This window comes from Streptomyces sp. NPDC001852 (assembly GCF_042891825.1).
GTDB lineage: Bacteria > Actinomycetota > Actinomycetes > Streptomycetales > Streptomycetaceae > Streptomyces.
Map to the genome: position 1 here is coordinate 49,057 of NZ_JBIATN010000023.1, position 18,023 is coordinate 67,079.

An 18,023-nucleotide genomic window follows, 5' to 3' on the forward strand; every position below is an offset into this window, starting at 1 on the left:
GCGGACGGCCGTCAGGCCCGTGAGCCGCGCCCACTGCGCGTACGGCACGGCGGGGACCTCGGCGGCCGGCGGGATCAGCGGATCGCCGGCCGAGGCCCGCCGCGCAGGCCATCGGCCTGCGCGGCGGGCCTCCGGTCCCGGCACACCCCCCGTCCACGGCAGCGGGTGGCCCCGCGAGGGGCCGGCCGTCGTTTCGGGCGCGCGGAGCCGGGGCACCCGTGCCAGGCTCGGTACAGAGCGCCGAAGGACGCAGCACGGGCGGAAGGCGAGCACGCGGTGGCGGTGTCCGAGGAGCGGAGGTCGGCCCGGGGCGAGGTGCGCGGTGAGCGCCTGGTGTCCGCGCTGGACCGACGGCTGCCGGCCTCCTCGGCCGGCAAGGAGTTCCCGTGCAAGGCGCGCCCGGACCACTGGCCGCGCCCGCCGGGCGAGTCGGTGCTGTGCAGCCTGCTCGTGCCGGTGCCGACGGGTGTCCGGCTGACGTTCTTCGTCCAGGCCGGGGAGGGCGGGCAGTCATGAGCGAGGAGGTACGGCGATGAGCGACGGCGACGGGGGCCCTGTCCGCGGCCATCTGCTGTACGGCCCTGAGCCGGACGTGGCCGGCGCCTCCGGCTGGCCGGACGCCCCGCCCCGGATGGGCTTCTTCACCGATACTTCGGTGTGCATCGGCTGCAAGGCCTGCGAGGTGGCGTGCAAGGAGTGGAACGCCATCCCGGAGGACGGGCTCGTCTGGACCGGCATGTCGTACGACAACACCCAGGGCCTGGGCGCCGACACCTGGCGGCATGTGGCCTTCATCGAGCAACGGGGGCCTTTCGGCGGCCAGGAACCCGGGGTCGCGCACGACGACGTCGACGTGTTCGCCGCCGCGGCCCGCCTCGGCACCGATGCCTCCTCCCCCGGCCCGGGTGCCACCGCTCCCCCGCACGGGCAGGCTCCCGAGGGCGCGCCCGCCGGGCAGATCTCCCCGCTCGCCCCGGACGGCCGTACCGAACTGCGCTGGCTGATGGCCTCCGACGTGTGCAAGCACTGCACGCACGCCGCCTGTCTGGACGTGTGTCCCACCGGAGCGCTGTTCCGCACCGAGTTCGGCACGGTCGTCGTCCAGGAGGACGTCTGCAACGGCTGCGGCTACTGCGTGCCCGCCTGCCCCTACGGCGTCATCGACCAGCGCAGGGACGACGGCCGGGTGTGGAAGTGCACGCTCTGCTACGACCGGCTCGGCGTCGGCATGGAGCCCGCCTGCGCCAAGTCCTGCCCCACGGAGTCCATCCAGTTCGGCCCGCTGGAGACACTGCGGGAGCGGGCACGGGCCAGGGTGGCGCAGCTGCACGCGGCGGGGGTGACCGACGCGCGGCTGTACGGCGAGAGCCCGGACGACGGGGTCGGTGGCGACGGCGCGTTCTTCCTGCTGCTGGACGAGCCGGAGGTCTACGGCCTCCCGCCCGACCCGGTGGTCACCACCCGTGACCTGCCCGACATGTGGAAGCACGCGGCGCTGGCCGCCGGTTCGCTGGTGGTCCTGGCCCTGGGCAGCTTCGCGAGGAGGCCGCGATGAGCGAGCCGGACGTCCCCCGGGGCGGCGTGCGGGGCGTACGGCCCGGCAGTGAAGCGCCGGGCGCCGGCAGGGGACGCCGGCGGCACCGGCGCCGTCGGGGCGAGCAGCCGGTGGTTCCGGACGCCGCGTTCTCCTCGTACTACGGCAAGCCCGTGCTGAACAAGCCGACGTGGCGGCCCCTGGACATCGCCGGGTACCTGTATCTCGGTGGTCTTGCCGGGGCGTCCTCGCTGCTCGCGGCCGGGGGCCAGGTCACCGGACGGCCGGGGCTCGCGGCTCCCGCGAAGCTCGGGGCGGCCGGGGCCGTCTCCCTGTCGCTGGCCGCGCTCGTCCACGACCTGGGCAGGCCGGCCCGGTTCCTGAACATGCTGCGCGTCCTGAAGCCCACGTCCCCCATGAGCGTGGGCTCGTGGCTGCTGGCGGGGTACGCGCCGCTGGCGCTGACCGCCGCGGCGACGGAGGTGGCGGGCCGGTACCGGCTGCTGGGCTCAGCCGCCACGGCGACTTCCGCCGTGCTCGGCCCGGCCGTGGCCACGTACACGGCGGTGCTGCTCTCGGACACGGCGGTGCCGTCCTGGCACGAGGGGTACCGCGAGCTGCCGTTCGTCTTCGCGGGCTCCGCCGCCACCGCGGCCTCCGGCCTGGCCCTGGCCGCTGCCCCGACCGCCCAGGCGGGGCCGGCCCGACGGCTGGCCGCAGCCGGGGCGGCCCTGGAACTGGGCGCGTTCCGGGCGATGAAGCGGCGCATGGGCCTGACCGCGGAACCCTTCGAACAGGGCAGGCCGCACCTGCTGGTGCGTGCGGCGGAGGCGCTGACGGCGGGCGGCGCGGCCCTCGCCCTCTGCTGCGGGCGCGACCGGCGCCTGGCTCTGGCGGCCGGGGCCGCGCTGCTCACCGGCTCGGCGGCGCTGCGCTTCGGCGTGTTCCACGCCGGGGTCGCCTCGGCGGAGGACCCGAAGTACACGGTCGTACCCCAGCGGGAGCGCCTGGCCAGGCGCGGCGGCTGAGTCACGACAGCCCGGGGGGCCCGGGGCGGCGCTGGTGATCCGGGTCCGGGCCCGGCGAGAGGAGGCCCTGTGACAGCGTCGGCGTCAGCGGCGGACGGCCGGCAGCCGGGTGCCCAGGAGACCGGGTCCGAGCCGGATCCGCAGCGGTGGCGGGCCCTGTGGGTCACCCTGGTGGCCGGCTTCATGAGCCTGCTGGACGTGACGATCGTCGCGGTGGCTCTGCCCACGATCCAGCGCGATCTGCACGCCTCCCCCGCGCAGGTGCAGTGGGTGGTGTCCGGATACGCCCTCACCTTCGCCCTGGCCCTCGTCACCGCCGGCCGCCTCGGCGACGCGCTGGACCGGCGCCGCATCTTCCTGCTCGCCCTCAGCGGCTTCGTGATCTTCAGCGCGGCCTGCGGAGCGGCTCCCGACATCACGCTGCTGGTGGTGGCCCGGCTCGCCCAGGGCCTGGCGGCGGGCTTCATGGCCCCGCAGAACTCCGCGCTCATCCAGCAGATGTTCCGCGGGGCCGAACGCGGCCGCGCCTTCGGCTTCTTCGGCGCCACCGTCGGCATGTCGGCCGCGACCGGGCCCATCACCGGCGGTGCCATCCTCGCGCTGGCCTCCGGTGCCCAGGGCTGGCGCTGGATCTTCTACGTCAACGTCCCCATCGGCATCCTGGCCGTCCTGCTCGGCCGCCGACTGCTGCCCCGCACCCGCCGCTCCGGCCGGGGACGCGTGGACCTGCCCGGCGTCATGCTGCTCGGCCTGGGTGTGCTCGCCCTGATGTACCCGCTGGTCCAGGCGGACTCCGGCGGCATCGGACGCGTGTGGTGGCTTTTCGTGGTCGGCGCGGCGGTCCTCACCGTCTTCGTCCAGCGGCAGCGTCGCCTCGTCGCGCGGGGTGCCCAGCCGCTGCTCGACCCGCGCCTGTTCAGCACCGTGCGCGGATACGCCGTCGGCGCCGGGGTGGGCACGCTGTACTTCATCGGGTTCAGCGGCGTGTGGCTGGTCTTCGCGCTCTTCTACCAGCACGGTCTGGGCTTCTCCCCGCTCCGGTCCGGCCTCGCCGTGACCCCCTTCGCCCTGGGTTCGGCCGGCGCCGCCGTGGTCTCCGGCCGGCTGGTCGACCGCTTCGGCCGTCTGCTCACCGTGTGCGGCCTGACGGGCGTGATCGTCGGCCTGGGCGGCACCGCGCTGCTGCTCCGCTTCGCGCCGCTCGGTACCGCGCCGTGGTTCGCCGCCCCGGTGCTGTTCCTCGGCGGTGCCGGCAGCGGCTGTGTGGTCTCCCCGAACATCACCATGACGCTGCGGGACGTGCCCGTGCGGATGGCCGGTGCGGCGGGCGGGGCCCTGCAGACCGGTCAGCGGCTGGGTGCCGCGGTCGGTACCGCCGCCCTGCCCGGCTTCTTCTACCTGGTGCTCGGCAGGAGCCACGACTACCGCAGTGCCCTCGTCACCGCGCTGGGCGCCGCGCTCGTCGGCATGGTGGCCTCCCTCACGCTCGCGACGTCCGACTGGCGGCGCGACCGGCGTGTGCGTCCGGCGCACCGGAAATGCCCGGACGAGGTCGCCAACAGCCCCATGCACGCCCGGCAGACCTGACCGGGGGGCCCGGCCCGAAGACGGCCGAGACGGACGAGGAGACCGGCCGGCTCGGTCGCGGTGAGCGTGAAGGCCGGGACGATGGAGGCGGCTGCCGGTCGGCCCCCTCACGCCTGCCGAACCCCGTTTTGCCGGGCCGGGCCGGGGTACTCCGCCGCACACCGGGGCGAGGGATGCCGTGGCCGCGCGCATGCGGGAACATCGGGGTACCGAGCGGGAGGAGTGGCTGTGGGCGTACGCACCTGGATCGACTCCTGGCCGGTCTACCGCCAGCTGACGGGCACCGATCCGCTGGGCCGGGGTGCCGCGGCGAAGAGCGGGCCCAGCGAGCGGCTTCGGCCCCGGGTGGCCACGGCCGACCGGGTGGTGAAGTCCGTCTGCCCGTACTGCGCGGTGGGCTGCGGCCAGAACGTGTACGTCCAGGACGGGAAGGTCACCCAGATCGAGGGCGACCCCGACTCCCCGATCTCACGCGGCCGGCTGTGCCCCAAGGGCGCGGCGAGCCTGCAGCTGACCACCGGGGACGCCCGCGAGCACCAGGTCCTCTACCGGCGCCCGCACGGCACCGAGTGGGAGCGCCTGGACCTGGACACGGCGATGGACATGATCGCCGACCGGGTGATCACGGCGCGCCGGACGGGCTGGCAGTGGGAGGTCGACGAGACCCGCACCCGGCGCACTCTGGGCATCGCGAGCCTCGGCGGGGCCACGCTCGACAACGAGGAGAACTACCTCATCAAGAAGCTGTTCACGGCGCTCGGGGCGATCCAGATCGAGAACCAGGCGCGTGTTTGACACTCCTCCACCGTTCCCGGTCTGGGAACCTCGTTCGGACGCGGCGGCGCGACCACCTTCCAGCAGGACCTGCAGAACGCGGACTGCATCGTCATCGAGGGCTCGAACATGGCCGAGTGCCATCCGGTCGGGTTCCAGTGGGTGATGGAGGCCAAGGCGCGGGGCGCGAAGCTGATCCACGTCGACCCGCGGTTCACCCGCACCAGCGCGCTCGCCGACGTGCACGTGCCACTGCGCGCGGGCACGGACATCGCCTTCCTCGGCGGGATCATCAACTACGTGCTGGAGCACGGGAAGTACTTCCGCGACTACATCGTGGCCTACAGCAACGCCCCGGTGATCCTCCGCGAGGACTTCCGCGACACCGAGGACCTGGCGGGTGTCTTCTCCGGTCTGGACGCCGGGAACCGCTCGTACGACAACGCCAGTTGGCAGTACGAGGGCACCGAGATCCAGGCGGCGTCCGGGGAGCGCGACCAGGAGTACGAGGAGCGCACCGGCGGCGGCCGTTCGGTGACCGAGGCGGCACGCGGCGAGGCGCACGGGTCCGGCGGCGCGGTGATCGGTGAGGGCGAACCCGAGCGCGATCCGACGCTGGCCCATCCGCGCTGTGTCTTCCAGGTGCTCAAGCGGCACTACGCCCGCTACACACCGGAGATGGTCGAGGAGGTCTGCGGGGTGCCGCGGGACCTGTTCCGGCGGGTGTGCGAGCTGGTGACGGAGAACTCCGGCCGCGAGCGGACCACCGCCTTCGCCTACGCGGTCGGCTGGACCCAGCACACGGTCGGCGTGCAGTACATCCGGGCGGCCTGTGTCCTGCAGACCCTGCTCGGCAACATCGGCCGGCCGGGCGGCGGGATCCTCGCGCTGCGCGGACACGCCTCGATCCAGGGCTCCACGGACATCCCGACCCTGTTCAACCTGCTGCCGGGCTACATCCCGATGCCGCACGCCCACCAGAACCAGGACCTGGACGCCTTCGTGCAGGCGGAGGCGGCCCACAAGGGCTACTGGGGCAACATGCGCTCGTACCTGGTGAGCCTGCTCAAGGCGTACTGGGGTGACGCGGCGACCGACGAGAACGACTTCTGCTTCGACTACCTGCCCCGGCTGACCGGCAGCCACTCGGCGTACGAGACGGCCATGGCCCAGCTGGAGGGCACCTGCAAGGGCTACTTCCTGTACGGCGAGAACCCGGCGGTCGGCAACGCCGACTCCAAGGTGATGCGGCTCGGCATGGCGAACCTGGACTGGCTGGTCGTCCGGGACTTCTCGCTGATCGAGTCGGCGACCTGGTGGCAGGACGGCCCCGAGATCGAGACCGGCGAGCTGCGCACCGAGGACATCCGCACCGAGGTGTTCTTCCTGCCGGCCGCCGCGCACACCGAGAAGGACGGCAGCTTCACCAACACCCAGCGGCTGCTGCAGTGGCACCACCAGGCGGTCGAGCCGCCCGGCGAGTCGCGCAGCGACCTGTGGTTCACGTACCACCTGGGGCGGATCATCCGGGAGAAGCTCGCCGGGTCCACCGACGAGATGGACCGGCCGCTGCTCGATCTCGCCTGGGACTACCCGACGAAGGGGCGGCACGCCGAGCCGGACGCGGAGACCGTCCTCGCCGAGATCAACGGCCGTGACGCCGAGGGGAGTCCGCTGTCCTCCTACGAGGAGCTGATGCCGGACGGCTCGACGTCCTGCGGCTGCTGGATCTACTGCGGTGTGTACGCCGACGGCGTCAACCAGGCCGCCCGCCGCAGGCCCGGCCGGGAGCAGGACTGGGTGGCCGCCGAGTGGGCGTGGGCCTGGCCCGCCAACCGGCGCATCCTCTACAACCGTGCCTCCGCCGACCCGCAGGGCAGGCCCTGGAGCGAGCGCAAGGCGCTGGTGTGGTGGGACCCGGACAAGGGCGAGTGGTCCGGACACGACGTGCCCGACTTCAAGAAGGACAAGTCGCCCGGTCACGAACCGCCCGAGGACGCGACCGGCCCGCAGGCGCTGTCCGGCACGGACCCGTTCATCATGCAGGCCGACGGCAAGGCCTGGCTGTATGTGCCGTCCGGACTCACCGACGGCCCGCTGCCGGCCCACTACGAGCCGCAGGACTCGCCGTTCCCGAATCTGCTCTACGACCAACAGCGCAATCCGGTACGGCAGTTGATGCCGACGCTGCCCGACAACCGCTACCAGCCGAGCGGAGACGAACCGGGCTCCGAGGTGTTCCCGTACGTGGCCACCACCTACCGGCTCACCGAGCACCACACGGCGGGCGGCATGTCCCGCTGGCAGCCGTATCTGGCCGAGCTGCAACCGGAGTTCTTCTGCGAGGTGTCCCCGGAGCTCGCGGCCGAGCGCGGCCTGGAACACACGGGGTGGGCGACGATCGTCAGCGCCCGCGCGGTGATCGAGGCACGGGTGCTGGTGACGGACCGCATGGCACCGCTGACGGTGCACGGACGAAGGCTGCTCCAGGTGGGGCTGCCGTACCACTGGGGGCCCAACGGCTACAGCACCGGGGACGCGGCCAACGAGCTGCTGCATCTGTCGCTGGACCCGAACGTCCACATCCAGGAGTCGAAGGCGTTCGCCGTGGACATCCGCCCGGGCCGCCGTCCTCGGGGTCCGGCGTCGGTGGAGCTGGTGCGGGCCTACCGGGCGCGGGCCGGCATCGACGAGCACACGGGAACGGAGCCCTGAGTCACCTGAGTACGAGGGAGTGGGTCCCGCGCGGCACCAGTTCGCCCACCACGGGGGCCCCGGGCACCTCACCGGCGACCAGCAGTCCGCCGGAGGTCTGGGCGTCGGCCAGCAGCAGCCGGGTGTCGGCGTCCGTGTCCCCGAAGTCGGTGTGCGGGGCGACCCATGCGAGGTTGCGCCGGGTGCCGCCGCTGACGTACCCGTCCCGTACCGCCTCCCTCGCCCCGTCCAGATACGGGACGGCGACGGTGTCGACCACGGCGGTCACGCCGGAGGCCCGTGCCAGCTTGTGCAGATGGCCGAGGAGACCGAAGCCGGTGACATCGGTGGCACAGGTGGCCCCGGCCGCGAGGGCGGCCTCGGCGGCGTCCCGGTTGAGCGCGGTCATGGCGGCGACGGCGTGCTCGAACCGCTCGCCGGTGACCTTGTGCCGGTTGTTCAGCACCCCCACGCCGAGCGGCTTGGTCAGCGACAGCGGCATCCCCGGCCGACCGGCGTCGTTGCGCAGCAGCCGCTCGGGGTCGGCGAGGCCGGTGACGGCCATGCCGTACTTCGGTTCCGGGTCGTCGACGCTGTGCCCGCCGCCGACGTGGCAGCCGGCCTCGGTGGCGACGTCCAGTCCGCCGCGCAGCACCTCGCGGGCCAGGTCGAAGGGGAGCCGGTCGCGCGGCCAGGCCAGCAGGTTCACGGCGAGCACCGGCCGGCCGCCCATCGCGTAGACGTCGGACAGGGCGTTGGCGGCGGCGATGCGCCCCCAGTCGTAGGGGTCGTCCACGACCGGGGTGAAGAAGTCGGCCGTGCACAGGACCGCCGTTCCCCGGTGGGTGACCGCGGCGGCGTCGTCGCCGGTGGCGAGCCCGACGAGCAGCGGCGTGTCGCCCCCGGCGAGACGGGGCGCGGTCAGCCCGGCCACCACGTCCTCCAGCTCTCCGGGCGGGATCTTGCAGGCGCAGCCACCGCCGTGCGCGTACTGGGTGAGCCGCACGGGCGCCCGGCGGACCGGTGAGGATGTCGATGTCATGGCGGGGGTCTCCTGGGGCAGTAGCCTGACGAGCGGTGGAGGCGTGTGGGTGCCTGGTGGCCCTCCCGGTCTTCAAAACCGAGGGGCCCGAGGATCTCGGGCCGGCGGGTTCGATTCCCGTCCGCCTCCGTCCACCGCGTCCGTACGGCAGCGTCGGCGCTGGTCGTCGACGCGCTCGGTGCGGCCGCGGGCGTCCAGGAACTCCAGCAGCGGTACGGCCACCCGCCGGGTGGTGTCCAGTGCCCGCCGGGCCTCTTGAAGCGTGAACGGCTGGGGCAGGGTGCGCAGCACGGCGACGGCCTCGGCGTCGGCGCCGGGCAGCAGCACGATTCCGTCGGCGATGCGCAGCAGCGCACCGGCCGCGACGGCGGCGGCCAACTCCTTGCGGTGCAGGCCGAGTTCGGCGAGCCGGCCGGCCTCGGGAGCACGGAACGGCGTACGGGCGAGGTCCTCGCGCACGGCGTCCACGGCGGCGCGGACGGGCGGGGGCAGGGCGGGGCGGAGGCTGTCGGCGGGGTACAACCGGCCCTGGCGGGCGTGGAGTCGGGGCGTCGCCTCGGCTAGCGCGTCGACCAGGGCGCGGTCGGGCAGGCCGAGCAGACGGCGGGCCGCCTCGGTGGGCAGACCGGGTTCCAGCGGGTGCGCGTGGGCGTGCCGGCCGACCTCGGTGGCCAGCCGGTCCCCCAGGATGTGCCAGTACGCAGGGTCGGCCAGCCAGTCCCCGGCGACGGGGCCGAGGGGGACACGGCTCTCGGGGGTGCCCGCCGAGTCCCCGGCCTCGGGTGCGGGAGGCGTCGGTACGCCCATCGCCCGGAGGTCGGCGCACCGGATCAGCCCGCGGCGGCGCAGTTCGGCGCCGGCGTCGGGACGGCCGGTCATGCCGGCGAGTTCGGCCGCCCGCGCCCGACCGGCACCGCGCCGGGTCAGCCGGGGCGGTCGTACGTCGAGGACGGTGGCCCCGCAGGGCATCCGGCTGCCGCCGGGTTCGCGCAGCACCGCGCGGTCGCCGACCCGCAGGGGCAGGCCCCGGGCGAGGGCGAGCCGGGCAGTGTCCTGGCCGAGCGGGCGGACGGTGACCGGTACGGCGGCGGTGCCGATGTGCAGGGTGACGGAGCGGGGCAGGTCGGCCACCGGCTCCCCGGTGACCCGTACGTCGATGACTTCACTGCTCAGCCAGCGGTCCGGGGTCAGCAGCACCTGGCCGCGGCGCAGTGCGTCGGCGCCCCGGCCGTGCACGTTGACCGCCACCCGGGCCACCCCGCTGACCGACGTCCGCTCCTCGTGCAGGGTCTGCAGCCCGCGCACCCGGAGCACGGCCGTACCGTCGCCGGTCGCCAGCCGGTCGCCGACGCGCACCGTGCCCGCGCCGAGGGTGCCGGTCACCACGGTGCCGTGTCCGCGCATGGTGAAGGACCGGTCGAGCCACAGGCGGACGTCGGCCCCGGGGTCGGGATCGGTCAACTCGTCGGCCAGCCGGACCAGTTCGCCGCGCAGCTCGTCGAGTCCCGCTCCGGTGACCGCGCTCACGGCGACCGCGGGCACCTTGCCGAGACGGCTCCGGGCCAGCCGCTCGACGGCCTTGACGCGGACGGCTTCGGGGTCGGCAAGGTCGCTCCGGGTGACCGCGAGGACGGCGTGCCGGACGCCGAGCGCGTCGAGGACGGCCAGGTGCTCCTCGGACTGGGGCTGCCAGCCCTGGTCGGCGGCGACCACGAACAGCACGGCGGGCACGGGGCCGACCCCGGCCAGCATGGTCGGCACGAAGCGCTCGTGCCCGGGTACGTCGACGAAGGCGAGGTGGTCCCCGCGCGGACCGAGCCGCGTCCAGACGAACCCCAGGTCCAGGGTGAGCCCCCGGCGCCGCTCCTCCTCGTGGCGGTCGGGCTCCATTCCGGTGAGCGCCCGGACCAGGGCGGACTTGCCGTGGTCGACATGGCCGGCGGTCGCGAGCACCCGCATCAGGTCCGCCTCTCCTCGTCCGGCCGGGTGCGCCGCACGGCGTCGGCCAGCCGTTCGTCGTCCTGCTCGGGCACGGCGCGCAGATCCAGCAGGCAGCGGCCCGCCTCCAGCCGGCCGACGACCGGTACCGGGCCGGTGCGCAGTGCGGCGGCGTACGGCTCGGGCAGCGAGAGTGCCGCGCTGGGCAGGGTGACTCCGGGGGCGCCCCCACCGCCGACGGTGGCCGAGGAGTCGACGGCCCGTACGTCGATGCCGTCGGCGGCGAGAGCACCTGCGAGCCGGTCGGCGCGGGCGCGCAGGCCGGCCGGGTCGGCGCTGAGGGCGAGGGCGGTCGGGGTGGGCGGGCCGGTGAGGGTGGCCTCCAGGGCGGCCAGGGTCAGTTTGTCGACGCGCAGGGCACGGGCCAGCGGGTGCCGGGCGAGGACGCGGACCACGTCCTGCGAGCCCAGCAGCAGTCCGCACTGGGGGCCGCCGAGAAGCTTGTCGCCGCTCGCGGTGACGAGAGCGGCGCCCGCGCGCAGTTCGGTGTCGGCGTCGGGTTCCTCGGGCAGCGCCGGATGCGGGGCGAGCAGTCCGGAGCCGATGTCGACGACGACCGGGACGCCGAGGCCGGCGAGTTCCGCGGTCCTGGCGGAGCGGGTGAAGCCGGTGATGCGGAAGTTGGACGGATGCACCTTGAGCACGAACCCGGTGTCCGGGCCGATCGCCGCGGCGTAGTCGGCCGCGGTCGTGCGGTTGGTGGTGCCGACCTCGCGGAGCCGGGCGCCGGTCGAGACCAGCAGGTCGGGCAGCCGGAAGCCGTCGCCGATCTCCACCATCTCGCCCCGGCTGACGACGATCTCCCGGCCGGCCGCGAGGGCGGTGGCGGCGAGCACGAGCGCGGCGGCGCCGTTGTTGACGACGTGCACGGCCCCGGCGGACGGCACGCGCGCGTGCAGGGCGGCGAGGGCGCAGCGGCCGCGCCGGGCGCGTACCCCGGTCGCCAGGTCCAGTTCCACGTCCGTGGGTCCGGTGGCCTCCTGGACGGCCTGCCGGGCGGCGGGCGACAGCGGGGCCCGGCCGAGGTTGGTGTGCAGCAGCACCCCGGTGGCGTTGATCACCGGTCGCAGTCCGCTCGCGGTACCGGGCAGCAGGGCCAGGGCCGCCTCCCCCACCTGCTCGGGCGGGATGCCGCCCTGCCGGGCCCGTTCCTGCGCCGCGCGCACGGCGGCCTTCACCGCACCGGCACCGAGCCGGTCCACCGCCGCCGCCAGCCGGGGGTCGCTCAGCAGGCGGTCGGTGCGCGGGATGCAGCGGCGGGCGTCGGTGCCGTCCGGCGGCCGTACGGCGTGGTCGGCCGGCCCTGAGGCGTGGTCAGCGGGCCGTGGGGCCGTGCCTTCGCGCCGTTCCGCGCGGCCGGAGCCGGGCCGGGCGGCCCCGGTCCGCTGCTCCGCCGCGCCCGCCGTCCGCCGCTCCATGCCGCGCCTGTCCCTCCGGTCCGGCCCGGGCCCGTCCGGGCTCCGCCCATCGTCCCCCAGTGCCCCGGAGCAGCCGTTCGACACGCCGGGAGGATGTTGGCGCCGGCACCGCCCGGGTACCCGGTGCGCCATGAAGGACAAGGACCCCACGCAGGACAGCGGACGTTCGCACGACAGGGACCGCGGCCGACAGGACGAGAGCGCAACGGCCGCCGAGCGGGCGGCGCGCCGGCAGCGCGAGACGGGGCGCGAGCGTGCCTCCGCCCAGCCGTTCGAGTACCCGTACCCGGAGCGCCGGGCCGGGGTCAGGGCCCGGCGCAGGGTGAGCGAGGCCCAGGCCGCCGCGGACATGCCGCCGGGCATCCCGGGCGGCTACGGCACGACCGGCGGCGGTCAGGCCGGTGCCACCGGTGCCGCGCACCCGCCGACCCCCACGCCCCGGGACGTCAGGTCACGCAAGGGCGCCGCGGAGCCGGGCGGTGACGACGAGGGGCCGGTGAACCGGTCCGGCCGCTGACACGGGACCGGCGTCACGGGGGTGCGGTCGGCCAGGGCCGGTCGTCGGGGTCTTCGTCTGCCTCGGAGCCCGGCTGGGTCTGGGGCGGTGGGGCCTCGCCGGCAGTGAGGTGTTCCAGGACCTCGACCAGTTCCTGGCAGGCCTTCTCCACCGAGTTGCGGGTGTTGCGCTGCTCGGTGATCAGGGCCGACAGCAGGAGCGCGGTCAGGGCCATCGCGCCGTTGAACGCCTGGAGCTTGGCCATGATCTCGATCTGGCTCAGTCCCGCGAAGGCCCCGGCCCGGTCCGTCGCCGCGACCGTGGCCAGCACGGACATCAGCAGCGCGCACAGCATGCTGCCCACGAGCTGGAACCGCAGGGCGGCCCAGATGAGGAGCGGGTAGACGAGGTAGAGGACGCTGATCGAGCTGTAGACGGCCACGGGCACGACCGCCCAGGTGACGACGGCCAGCGCGGTCGCCTCCTGCCAGCGGCCCAGGGGCGGCGGCCAGCGCGCCCGGTGCAGCAACAGCAGCAGCGGGGTGACGAGCAGTACGCCCATGGCGTCGCCCACCCACCAGGCCAGCCAGACGGGCCAGAAGCTGCTCACGTCCAGTTTGTCCGTGAGGACGAGGAGGCCGACGCCGACGCTCGCGCTGATCAGCATGGCGGTCAGCGCGCCCAGGAACACCAAGGCGACGCCGTCCTTCAGCCGCCCGAGATCGGTGTGGAAGCGGGCCCGGTGCAGCAGGAGCACCGCGCACACCGGTGCGGCGGTCTGCCCGGCGAGCGTGCCGAGCACCCCCATGCGCGGCGTGGTCAGGGACATCACCGCGAACAGGGCACCGATCGTGATGCCGGGCCAGCAGCGCAGGCCGAGGATCAGCAGGGCGGCGACGGCGACGCCGGTCGGCGGCCAGATGGGGGTGACGACGGCGCCCTCGACGGAGAGTTCGCGCAGGAGTCCCAGCCGGGCCGCGGCGTAGTAGCAGGCCGCGACGGCCAGTACCTCGACGGCGTAGCCGCCGGGCCGGCGCAGTTCGTCGATACCCACCACAGCAGCCATCTCACACCGATGGCCGCAGGTCGGCGAGGCGAGAGCCCGGGCGGTCCGGCCCTATGGCTGAATCACGGCAGGGTTGCCCGGGGCCGGCCGGGCCGGCCGGTGCGGGATCCACGTCGCCGGTCACGGGTGGTTTCCGGGGCCGTCCAGGCCCACGACGAGCACGGCCGCGTCGTCCTCGTGGCCGACGCTCTCGGCGCCCTTGATCACGGCGGCGGCCAGGGCGTGGGCCTCCAGGCCTGCGACGGCGGCGATGCCGGCGAGGCGGACGACCTGCTCGAGGCCGTCCTCGATGTTCAGTGAGGGGCCCTCCACCACCCCGTCGGTGAGCAGCACGAACAGGCCGCCGGTGGTGAGCCGGTGCCTGGTCACCGGGAACTCCATGCCCTTGTCGATGCCGAGCGGCGGCCCGCCCTCGTCGACGACGACGCCGGACTTGCCGTCCGCGGTGGCCCACACGAACGGGATGTGGCCGGCCCGCGCGCTCTCCAGCACGCCGGTGGCCGGGTCGAGACGCATGAAGGTGCAGGTGGCGAACAGGTCGCTGCCCAGCGACAGCAGCAGGTCGTTGGTGCGGGCGAGGAGTTCGCCCGGCTCACCGGTCACGAAGGCAAGAGCGCGGAGCCCGGCCCGCACCTGGCCCATGAACGCGGCGGCCTCGATGTTGTGCCCCTGGACGTCGCCGATGGCCAGCCCGATCCGCCCGTCGGGCAGGGCGAACGCGTCGTACCAGTCGCCGCCCACGTTCAGGCCGAGGTTGGCGGGCGTGTAGCGGACGGCGAGGTGCAGGCCGGGCGCGGCGGGCAGGTCACGGGGCAGCATGCCGCGCTGCAGCGCGATGGCCAGTTCGACCTGGGTCCGCTGCAGCACCGCGCGCTCCCGTGCCTGGGCGGTGAGCGAACCGAGTCTGGCCAGCAGCTCATCGCCTTCGTCCGTGGAGCGCTTGCGGGGCATCGATCACTTCCGGCGGGGCGGTGGCCGTCGATGACCATCCACCGGCATTTTCGGCAAACGCCTAAATTTTACCTACATCTTGTGATCCCGCCCCGCGAGCGGCTGATCCCGCCCCGCGAGCGGCCGTGGGTACGGCTCCCGGTCAGCGCACCTCGGAGTCGATCCCGGTGACCACGGCGGGCCCCAGCGGTGCGCTCCGCTCGTCCAGTCCCGCGTCCCGCAGGGCGGAGCCGGCGAGCCGGCGGGCCTCCTGCTCGGCGTGCGGGCCGGTGTCCGCCTCGACGGTCAGCCGGAGCGTGAAGGTGTTGTCCTCGTTGACGCTGAGCACGTCCAGGCCCTCGGCGCTGCCCATCCGCGTGCCGTGCGGATCGGCGGGGCCGAGAGCCCTGGCCAGGCGGGTCCGGGTGTCCGTCCCGATGTCCGCGGTGAAGGTGCCGGGGACGCTGATCACATAGGTCGTCATGACGATCCTTTCCTCGGGCGTCCCCCCGCCTACCCCGATTCGCGCCCTTCGCACAGCGCCCGGACGGACCGGCCGCTCGGGCGCTGTGCCGCATGGCCGCCCGGTGCCGGCTCACAGCGGCGAGTGCGCCACCACCGTCACGAAGGCGCCGAACAGCAGGGAAAAGACCGCAAGGCCCGCGTACACCACCACGGCATGGGCCGGCCGGACCCGCCAGGTCCTGGTCAGCGCCCGGGCCATGGGGATGAGCAGCGGGAAGGCGGGCAGCAGGAAGCGCGGCTTGGAGGAGAAGGAACCGGAGCCGCCGACCACGAGCAGGACCAGGACCCCGGCGAAGACCACCAGGACGAGGGGGGCGCGTTCCAGGCACAGCAACGCGAACAGCAGCACGCCGGCCGCGACGATCACCAGGGCCGCCGGATAGACGGCACCGCCCCCGTGCAGCAGCAGGGCCTTCGTGAAGCGTGCCGAGCCGAGACCGAAGTCGAAGCGGGAGTCCCAGGCGCTCTGCACCTTGAAGTAGCCGCCGAGCAGGTCTCCCGTCTGGCTGCCCACCCAGAGCACATAGCCGAGCCAGCCCAGCGGGGCTATCACCGCACCGGCCCACAGGCCGGCCGGAACCCGGCCGCGCTGCCGCAGCACCTCGTAGGCGGCGGCGAGGCAGACGGCACCCGCGATCGCGAAGCCGCTCGGCCGGGACAGGCCCGCCAGCGCGGCCAGTCCACCGGCCCACAGCCAGCGGCCCTTGAGCACGCAGTACAGGGACCAGACGGCGAGGGCCGCGAACAGCGACTCGGTGTAGGCGATGGTCAGCTCGACGGAGTGCGGCATGGCGGCCCACAGGGCGACCAGCGCGGTGGCGACCCCGCGGCCGTAGAGATGGTGGCCGATGGCGTACACGCCGTACGCGGCGACGCCCGCGGCGATCCAGGAGATGAGCAGCGCGGCCTGGCCGGGGGTGAACGGCAGGACCGTGGTCAGCGCCCTGATCAGTCCCGGGTACAGCGGAAAGAACGCCCAGTCGCTCTGGACGGCGCCCTCCGGGGTGATCCAGATCTTGTGGCCGTAGCCCTGTGCGGCGATGTGCAGGTACCACCGGGAGTCCCAGGAGTGGGCGAAGCTCTTGACCAGCGGATGGCCCCTGAGGGCGTTGGTCAGGATCACCACGAGGACCCCGGCGAGCCGGACGGCCGCGAACAGGGCGAGCGCCGCAACCGCCCCCTCGGGGATACCGCGCCGGGCGATCCGGGGCAGGGTCGGGGGCCGCAGGGGCCGAAACGGGGCGGCCGCCTCGGGCCGCGGAACTGATGAGGTGCTCACTCTCTTGACCTTGGGCACGCCAGGTAAGACGGGCAATCCACGACCCGGGTTTCTTACGGACTTCCACCCTGATTCAGGAATCGGTCAAGGAATGGGTGCAAATCCCTTACTCCGCCACCCCCGGCGGGAGCACGTGAGGGGTGTGGTTACCATATGAGCGCTGCCTAGCTCGAAAGATGGATCCGTGACTGTCAACGACGACTCGTTCACCAACTGGAAGATCCGCGAGGAGATCGCGGAGTCGATGATCCCGCTCATCGGGAAGCTGCACCGCGAGCGGGACGTCACCGTCCTGCTGCACAGCCGCTCCTTGGTGAACAAGTCGGTGGTCAGCATCCTCAAGACGCACCGCTTCGCCCGGCAGATCGACGGCGCCGAGCTGTCGGTCACCGAGACCATGCCGTTCCTCGAGGCCCTGGCCGCCCTCGACCTCGGACCCTCCCAGATCGACCTCGGCATGCTGGCCACCACCTACAAGGCCGACGACCGCGGGCTGAGCGTGGCGGAGTTCACCGCCGAGGCCGTCGCCGGTGCCACCGGCGCCAACAAGATCGAGCGCCGTGAGCCGCGCGACGTCGTCCTGTACGGCTTCGGCCGCATCGGCCGGCTCGTCGCCCGTCTGCTGATCGAGAAGTCCGGCTCCGGCAACGGCCTCAGGCTGCGCGCCATCGTGGTGCGCGGCGGTGGCGCCCAGGACATCGTCAAGCGCGCCTCGCTGCTGCGCCGCGACTCCATCCACGGCCAGTTCCAGGGCACGATCACCGTGGACGAGGACACCAGCACCATCGTCGCCAACGGCAACGCCATCAAGGTGATCTACGCCGACGACCCGTCGCACGTGGACTACACCGAGTACGGCATCCGGGACGCCATCCTCATCGACAACACCGGCAAGTGGCGCGACCGCGAGGGCCTGTCCAAGCACCTGCGCCCCGGCATCGAGAAGGTCGTGCTGACCGCGCCGGGCAAGGGCGACGTCCCGAACATCGTGCACGGCGTCAACCACGACACCATCAAGCCGGACGAGCAGATCCTGTCCTGCGCCTCCTGCACCACCAACGCGATCGTCCCGCCGCTGAAGGCGATGGACGACGAGTACGGCGTGCTGCGCGGCCACGTGGAGACCGTCCACTCGTTCACCAACGACCAGAACCTGCTGGACAACTACCACAAGTCCGAGCGCCGTGGCCGCTCCGCGCCGCTCAACATGGTGATCACCGAGACCGGTGCCGCCTCCGCCGTCGCCAAGGCCCTGCCGGACCTCAAGGCGAAGATCAGCGGCAGCTCGATCCGCGTCCCCGTGCCGGACGTCTCGATCGCGATCCTCAACCTGCAGCTGTCCCGCGAGACCACCCGCGAGGAGGTCCACGACTACCTGCGCGAGGTCTCGCTGACCTCGCCGCTCAAGCGCCAGATCGACTTCATCACGGCGCCCGACGCGGTCTCCAGCGACTTCATCGGCTCGCGCCACGCCTCGATCGTGGACGCCGGCGCCCTCAAGGTCGACGGCGACAACGCCATCCTCTACCTCTGGTACGACAACGAGTTCGGCTACTCCTGCCAGGTGGTCAGGGTCGTACAGCACGTGTCGGGCGTGGAGTACCCGACGTACCCCGCGACGGCGGTCTGATCCCCTTCGCCGCCACGCGTAC

General features: G+C 73.6%; 14 protein-coding genes, 1 tRNA gene and 2 pseudogenes. 9 read left to right on the forward strand and 8 right to left on the reverse strand.

Annotation, left to right across the window (positions count from 1 at the left end):
- Nucleotides 1–276: 276 nt before the first annotated feature.
- The 5 genes from ACFYZB_RS32335 (at nt 277) to fdh (ending at nt 7,638) form a co-directional block, all read left to right on the forward strand.
- Nucleotides 277–516 carry a hypothetical protein gene (locus ACFYZB_RS32335; RefSeq protein WP_388764582.1) on the forward strand — a complete coding sequence of 80 codons (240 nt, stop codon included), beginning with the start codon at nt 277–279 and terminating at the stop codon, nt 514–516.
- A 16-nt stretch (nt 517–532) separates the two neighbouring features.
- Nucleotides 533–1,555, forward strand: a complete 1,023-nt coding sequence (locus tag ACFYZB_RS32340; protein ID WP_388764583.1) for a 4Fe-4S dicluster domain-containing protein — start codon at nt 533–535, stop codon at nt 1,553–1,555.
- The gene (nrfD, locus tag ACFYZB_RS32345) at nt 1,552–2,562 is read left to right on the forward strand and encodes an NrfD/PsrC family molybdoenzyme membrane anchor subunit (RefSeq protein WP_388764585.1); all 1,011 of its coding nucleotides are present in this window, start codon (nt 1,552–1,554) and stop codon (nt 2,560–2,562) included. The genes ACFYZB_RS32340 and nrfD overlap by 4 nt, the downstream gene beginning before the upstream one ends.
- A 69-nt stretch (nt 2,563–2,631) precedes the next feature.
- Nucleotides 2,632–4,149, forward strand: coding sequence for an MFS transporter (locus ACFYZB_RS32350; RefSeq protein WP_388764586.1), 1,518 nt, complete (start codon nt 2,632–2,634; stop codon nt 4,147–4,149).
- A 228-nt stretch (nt 4,150–4,377) separates the two neighbouring features.
- Nucleotides 4,378–7,638: a formate dehydrogenase gene (gene fdh, locus ACFYZB_RS32355; RefSeq protein ID WP_388764588.1), complete on the forward strand. Its 3,261-nt coding sequence runs from the start codon at nt 4,378–4,380 to the stop codon at nt 7,636–7,638.
- 1 nt (nt 7,639) lies between these two features.
- On the opposite strand, the gene selD is transcribed toward fdh, so the two are convergent.
- Nucleotides 7,640–8,659: a selenide, water dikinase SelD gene (gene selD, locus ACFYZB_RS32360; protein ID WP_388764589.1), complete on the reverse strand. Its 1,020-nt coding sequence runs from the start codon at nt 8,657–8,659 to the stop codon at nt 7,640–7,642.
- A 37-nt stretch (nt 8,660–8,696) separates the two neighbouring features.
- On the opposite strand from selD, the gene ACFYZB_RS32365 reads away from it, so the two are divergent.
- Nucleotides 8,697–8,793, forward strand: a tRNA-Sec gene (locus ACFYZB_RS32365).
- A gap of 79 nt (nt 8,794–8,872) precedes the next feature.
- On the opposite strand, the pseudogene ACFYZB_RS32370 reads toward ACFYZB_RS32365, so the two are convergent.
- Nucleotides 8,873–8,950 (reverse strand): annotated as a pseudogene (locus ACFYZB_RS32370) (SelB C-terminal domain-containing protein); the annotation flags it as partial.
- Between ACFYZB_RS32370 and ACFYZB_RS32375 the strand changes: the two are divergent.
- On the forward strand, nt 8,915–9,223 hold the full coding sequence (locus ACFYZB_RS32375) for a hypothetical protein (protein ID WP_388764591.1): 309 nt from the start codon (nt 8,915–8,917) through the stop codon (nt 9,221–9,223). The pseudogene ACFYZB_RS32370 and the gene ACFYZB_RS32375 sit on opposite strands and share 36 nt — an antisense overlap.
- A 918-nt stretch (nt 9,224–10,141) precedes the next feature.
- On the opposite strand, the pseudogene ACFYZB_RS32380 reads toward ACFYZB_RS32375, so the two are convergent.
- Both ACFYZB_RS32380 and selA read right to left on the reverse strand, forming a co-directional pair.
- A pseudogene (locus ACFYZB_RS32380) lies at nt 10,142–10,618 on the reverse strand (GTP-binding protein); the annotation flags it as partial.
- Nucleotides 10,618–12,075 carry an L-seryl-tRNA(Sec) selenium transferase gene (gene selA, locus ACFYZB_RS32385; RefSeq protein ID WP_388764593.1) on the reverse strand — a complete coding sequence of 486 codons (1,458 nt, stop codon included), beginning with the start codon at nt 12,073–12,075 and terminating at the stop codon, nt 10,618–10,620. The gene selA and the pseudogene ACFYZB_RS32380, both read right to left, overlap by 1 nt.
- A gap of 130 nt (nt 12,076–12,205) precedes the next feature.
- On the opposite strand from selA, the gene ACFYZB_RS32390 reads away from it, so the two are divergent.
- Nucleotides 12,206–12,592, forward strand: coding sequence for a hypothetical protein (locus ACFYZB_RS32390; protein ID WP_388764595.1), 387 nt, complete (start codon nt 12,206–12,208; stop codon nt 12,590–12,592).
- Nucleotides 12,593–12,605: 13 nt separating this feature from the next.
- Here the strand turns inward: ACFYZB_RS32390 and ACFYZB_RS32395 are convergent, their stop codons facing one another.
- From ACFYZB_RS32395 to ACFYZB_RS32410, 4 genes are all read right to left on the reverse strand, one after another.
- The gene (locus ACFYZB_RS32395) at nt 12,606–13,628 is read right to left on the reverse strand and encodes an MASE1 domain-containing protein (RefSeq protein ID WP_388764718.1); all 1,023 of its coding nucleotides are present in this window, start codon (nt 13,626–13,628) and stop codon (nt 12,606–12,608) included.
- A 129-nt stretch (nt 13,629–13,757) separates the two neighbouring features.
- Nucleotides 13,758–14,588, reverse strand: coding sequence for a PP2C family protein-serine/threonine phosphatase (locus tag ACFYZB_RS32400; protein WP_388764596.1), 831 nt, complete (start codon nt 14,586–14,588; stop codon nt 13,758–13,760).
- A gap of 142 nt (nt 14,589–14,730) precedes the next feature.
- Nucleotides 14,731–15,051: a hypothetical protein gene (locus ACFYZB_RS32405; RefSeq protein ID WP_351210024.1), complete on the reverse strand. Its 321-nt coding sequence runs from the start codon at nt 15,049–15,051 to the stop codon at nt 14,731–14,733.
- Nucleotides 15,052–15,162: 111 nt separating this feature from the next.
- Entirely contained in the window at nt 15,163–16,371 is a 1,209-nt protein-coding gene (locus ACFYZB_RS32410) for a hypothetical protein (protein ID WP_388764598.1), read from the reverse strand.
- 184 nt (nt 16,372–16,555) lie between these two features.
- Between ACFYZB_RS32410 and ACFYZB_RS32415 the strand changes: the two genes are divergently transcribed.
- Nucleotides 16,556–18,001 carry a glyceraldehyde-3-phosphate dehydrogenase gene (locus ACFYZB_RS32415; RefSeq protein ID WP_351210020.1) on the forward strand — a complete coding sequence of 482 codons (1,446 nt, stop codon included), beginning with the start codon at nt 16,556–16,558 and terminating at the stop codon, nt 17,999–18,001.
- Nucleotides 18,002–18,023 lie beyond the last annotated feature (22 nt).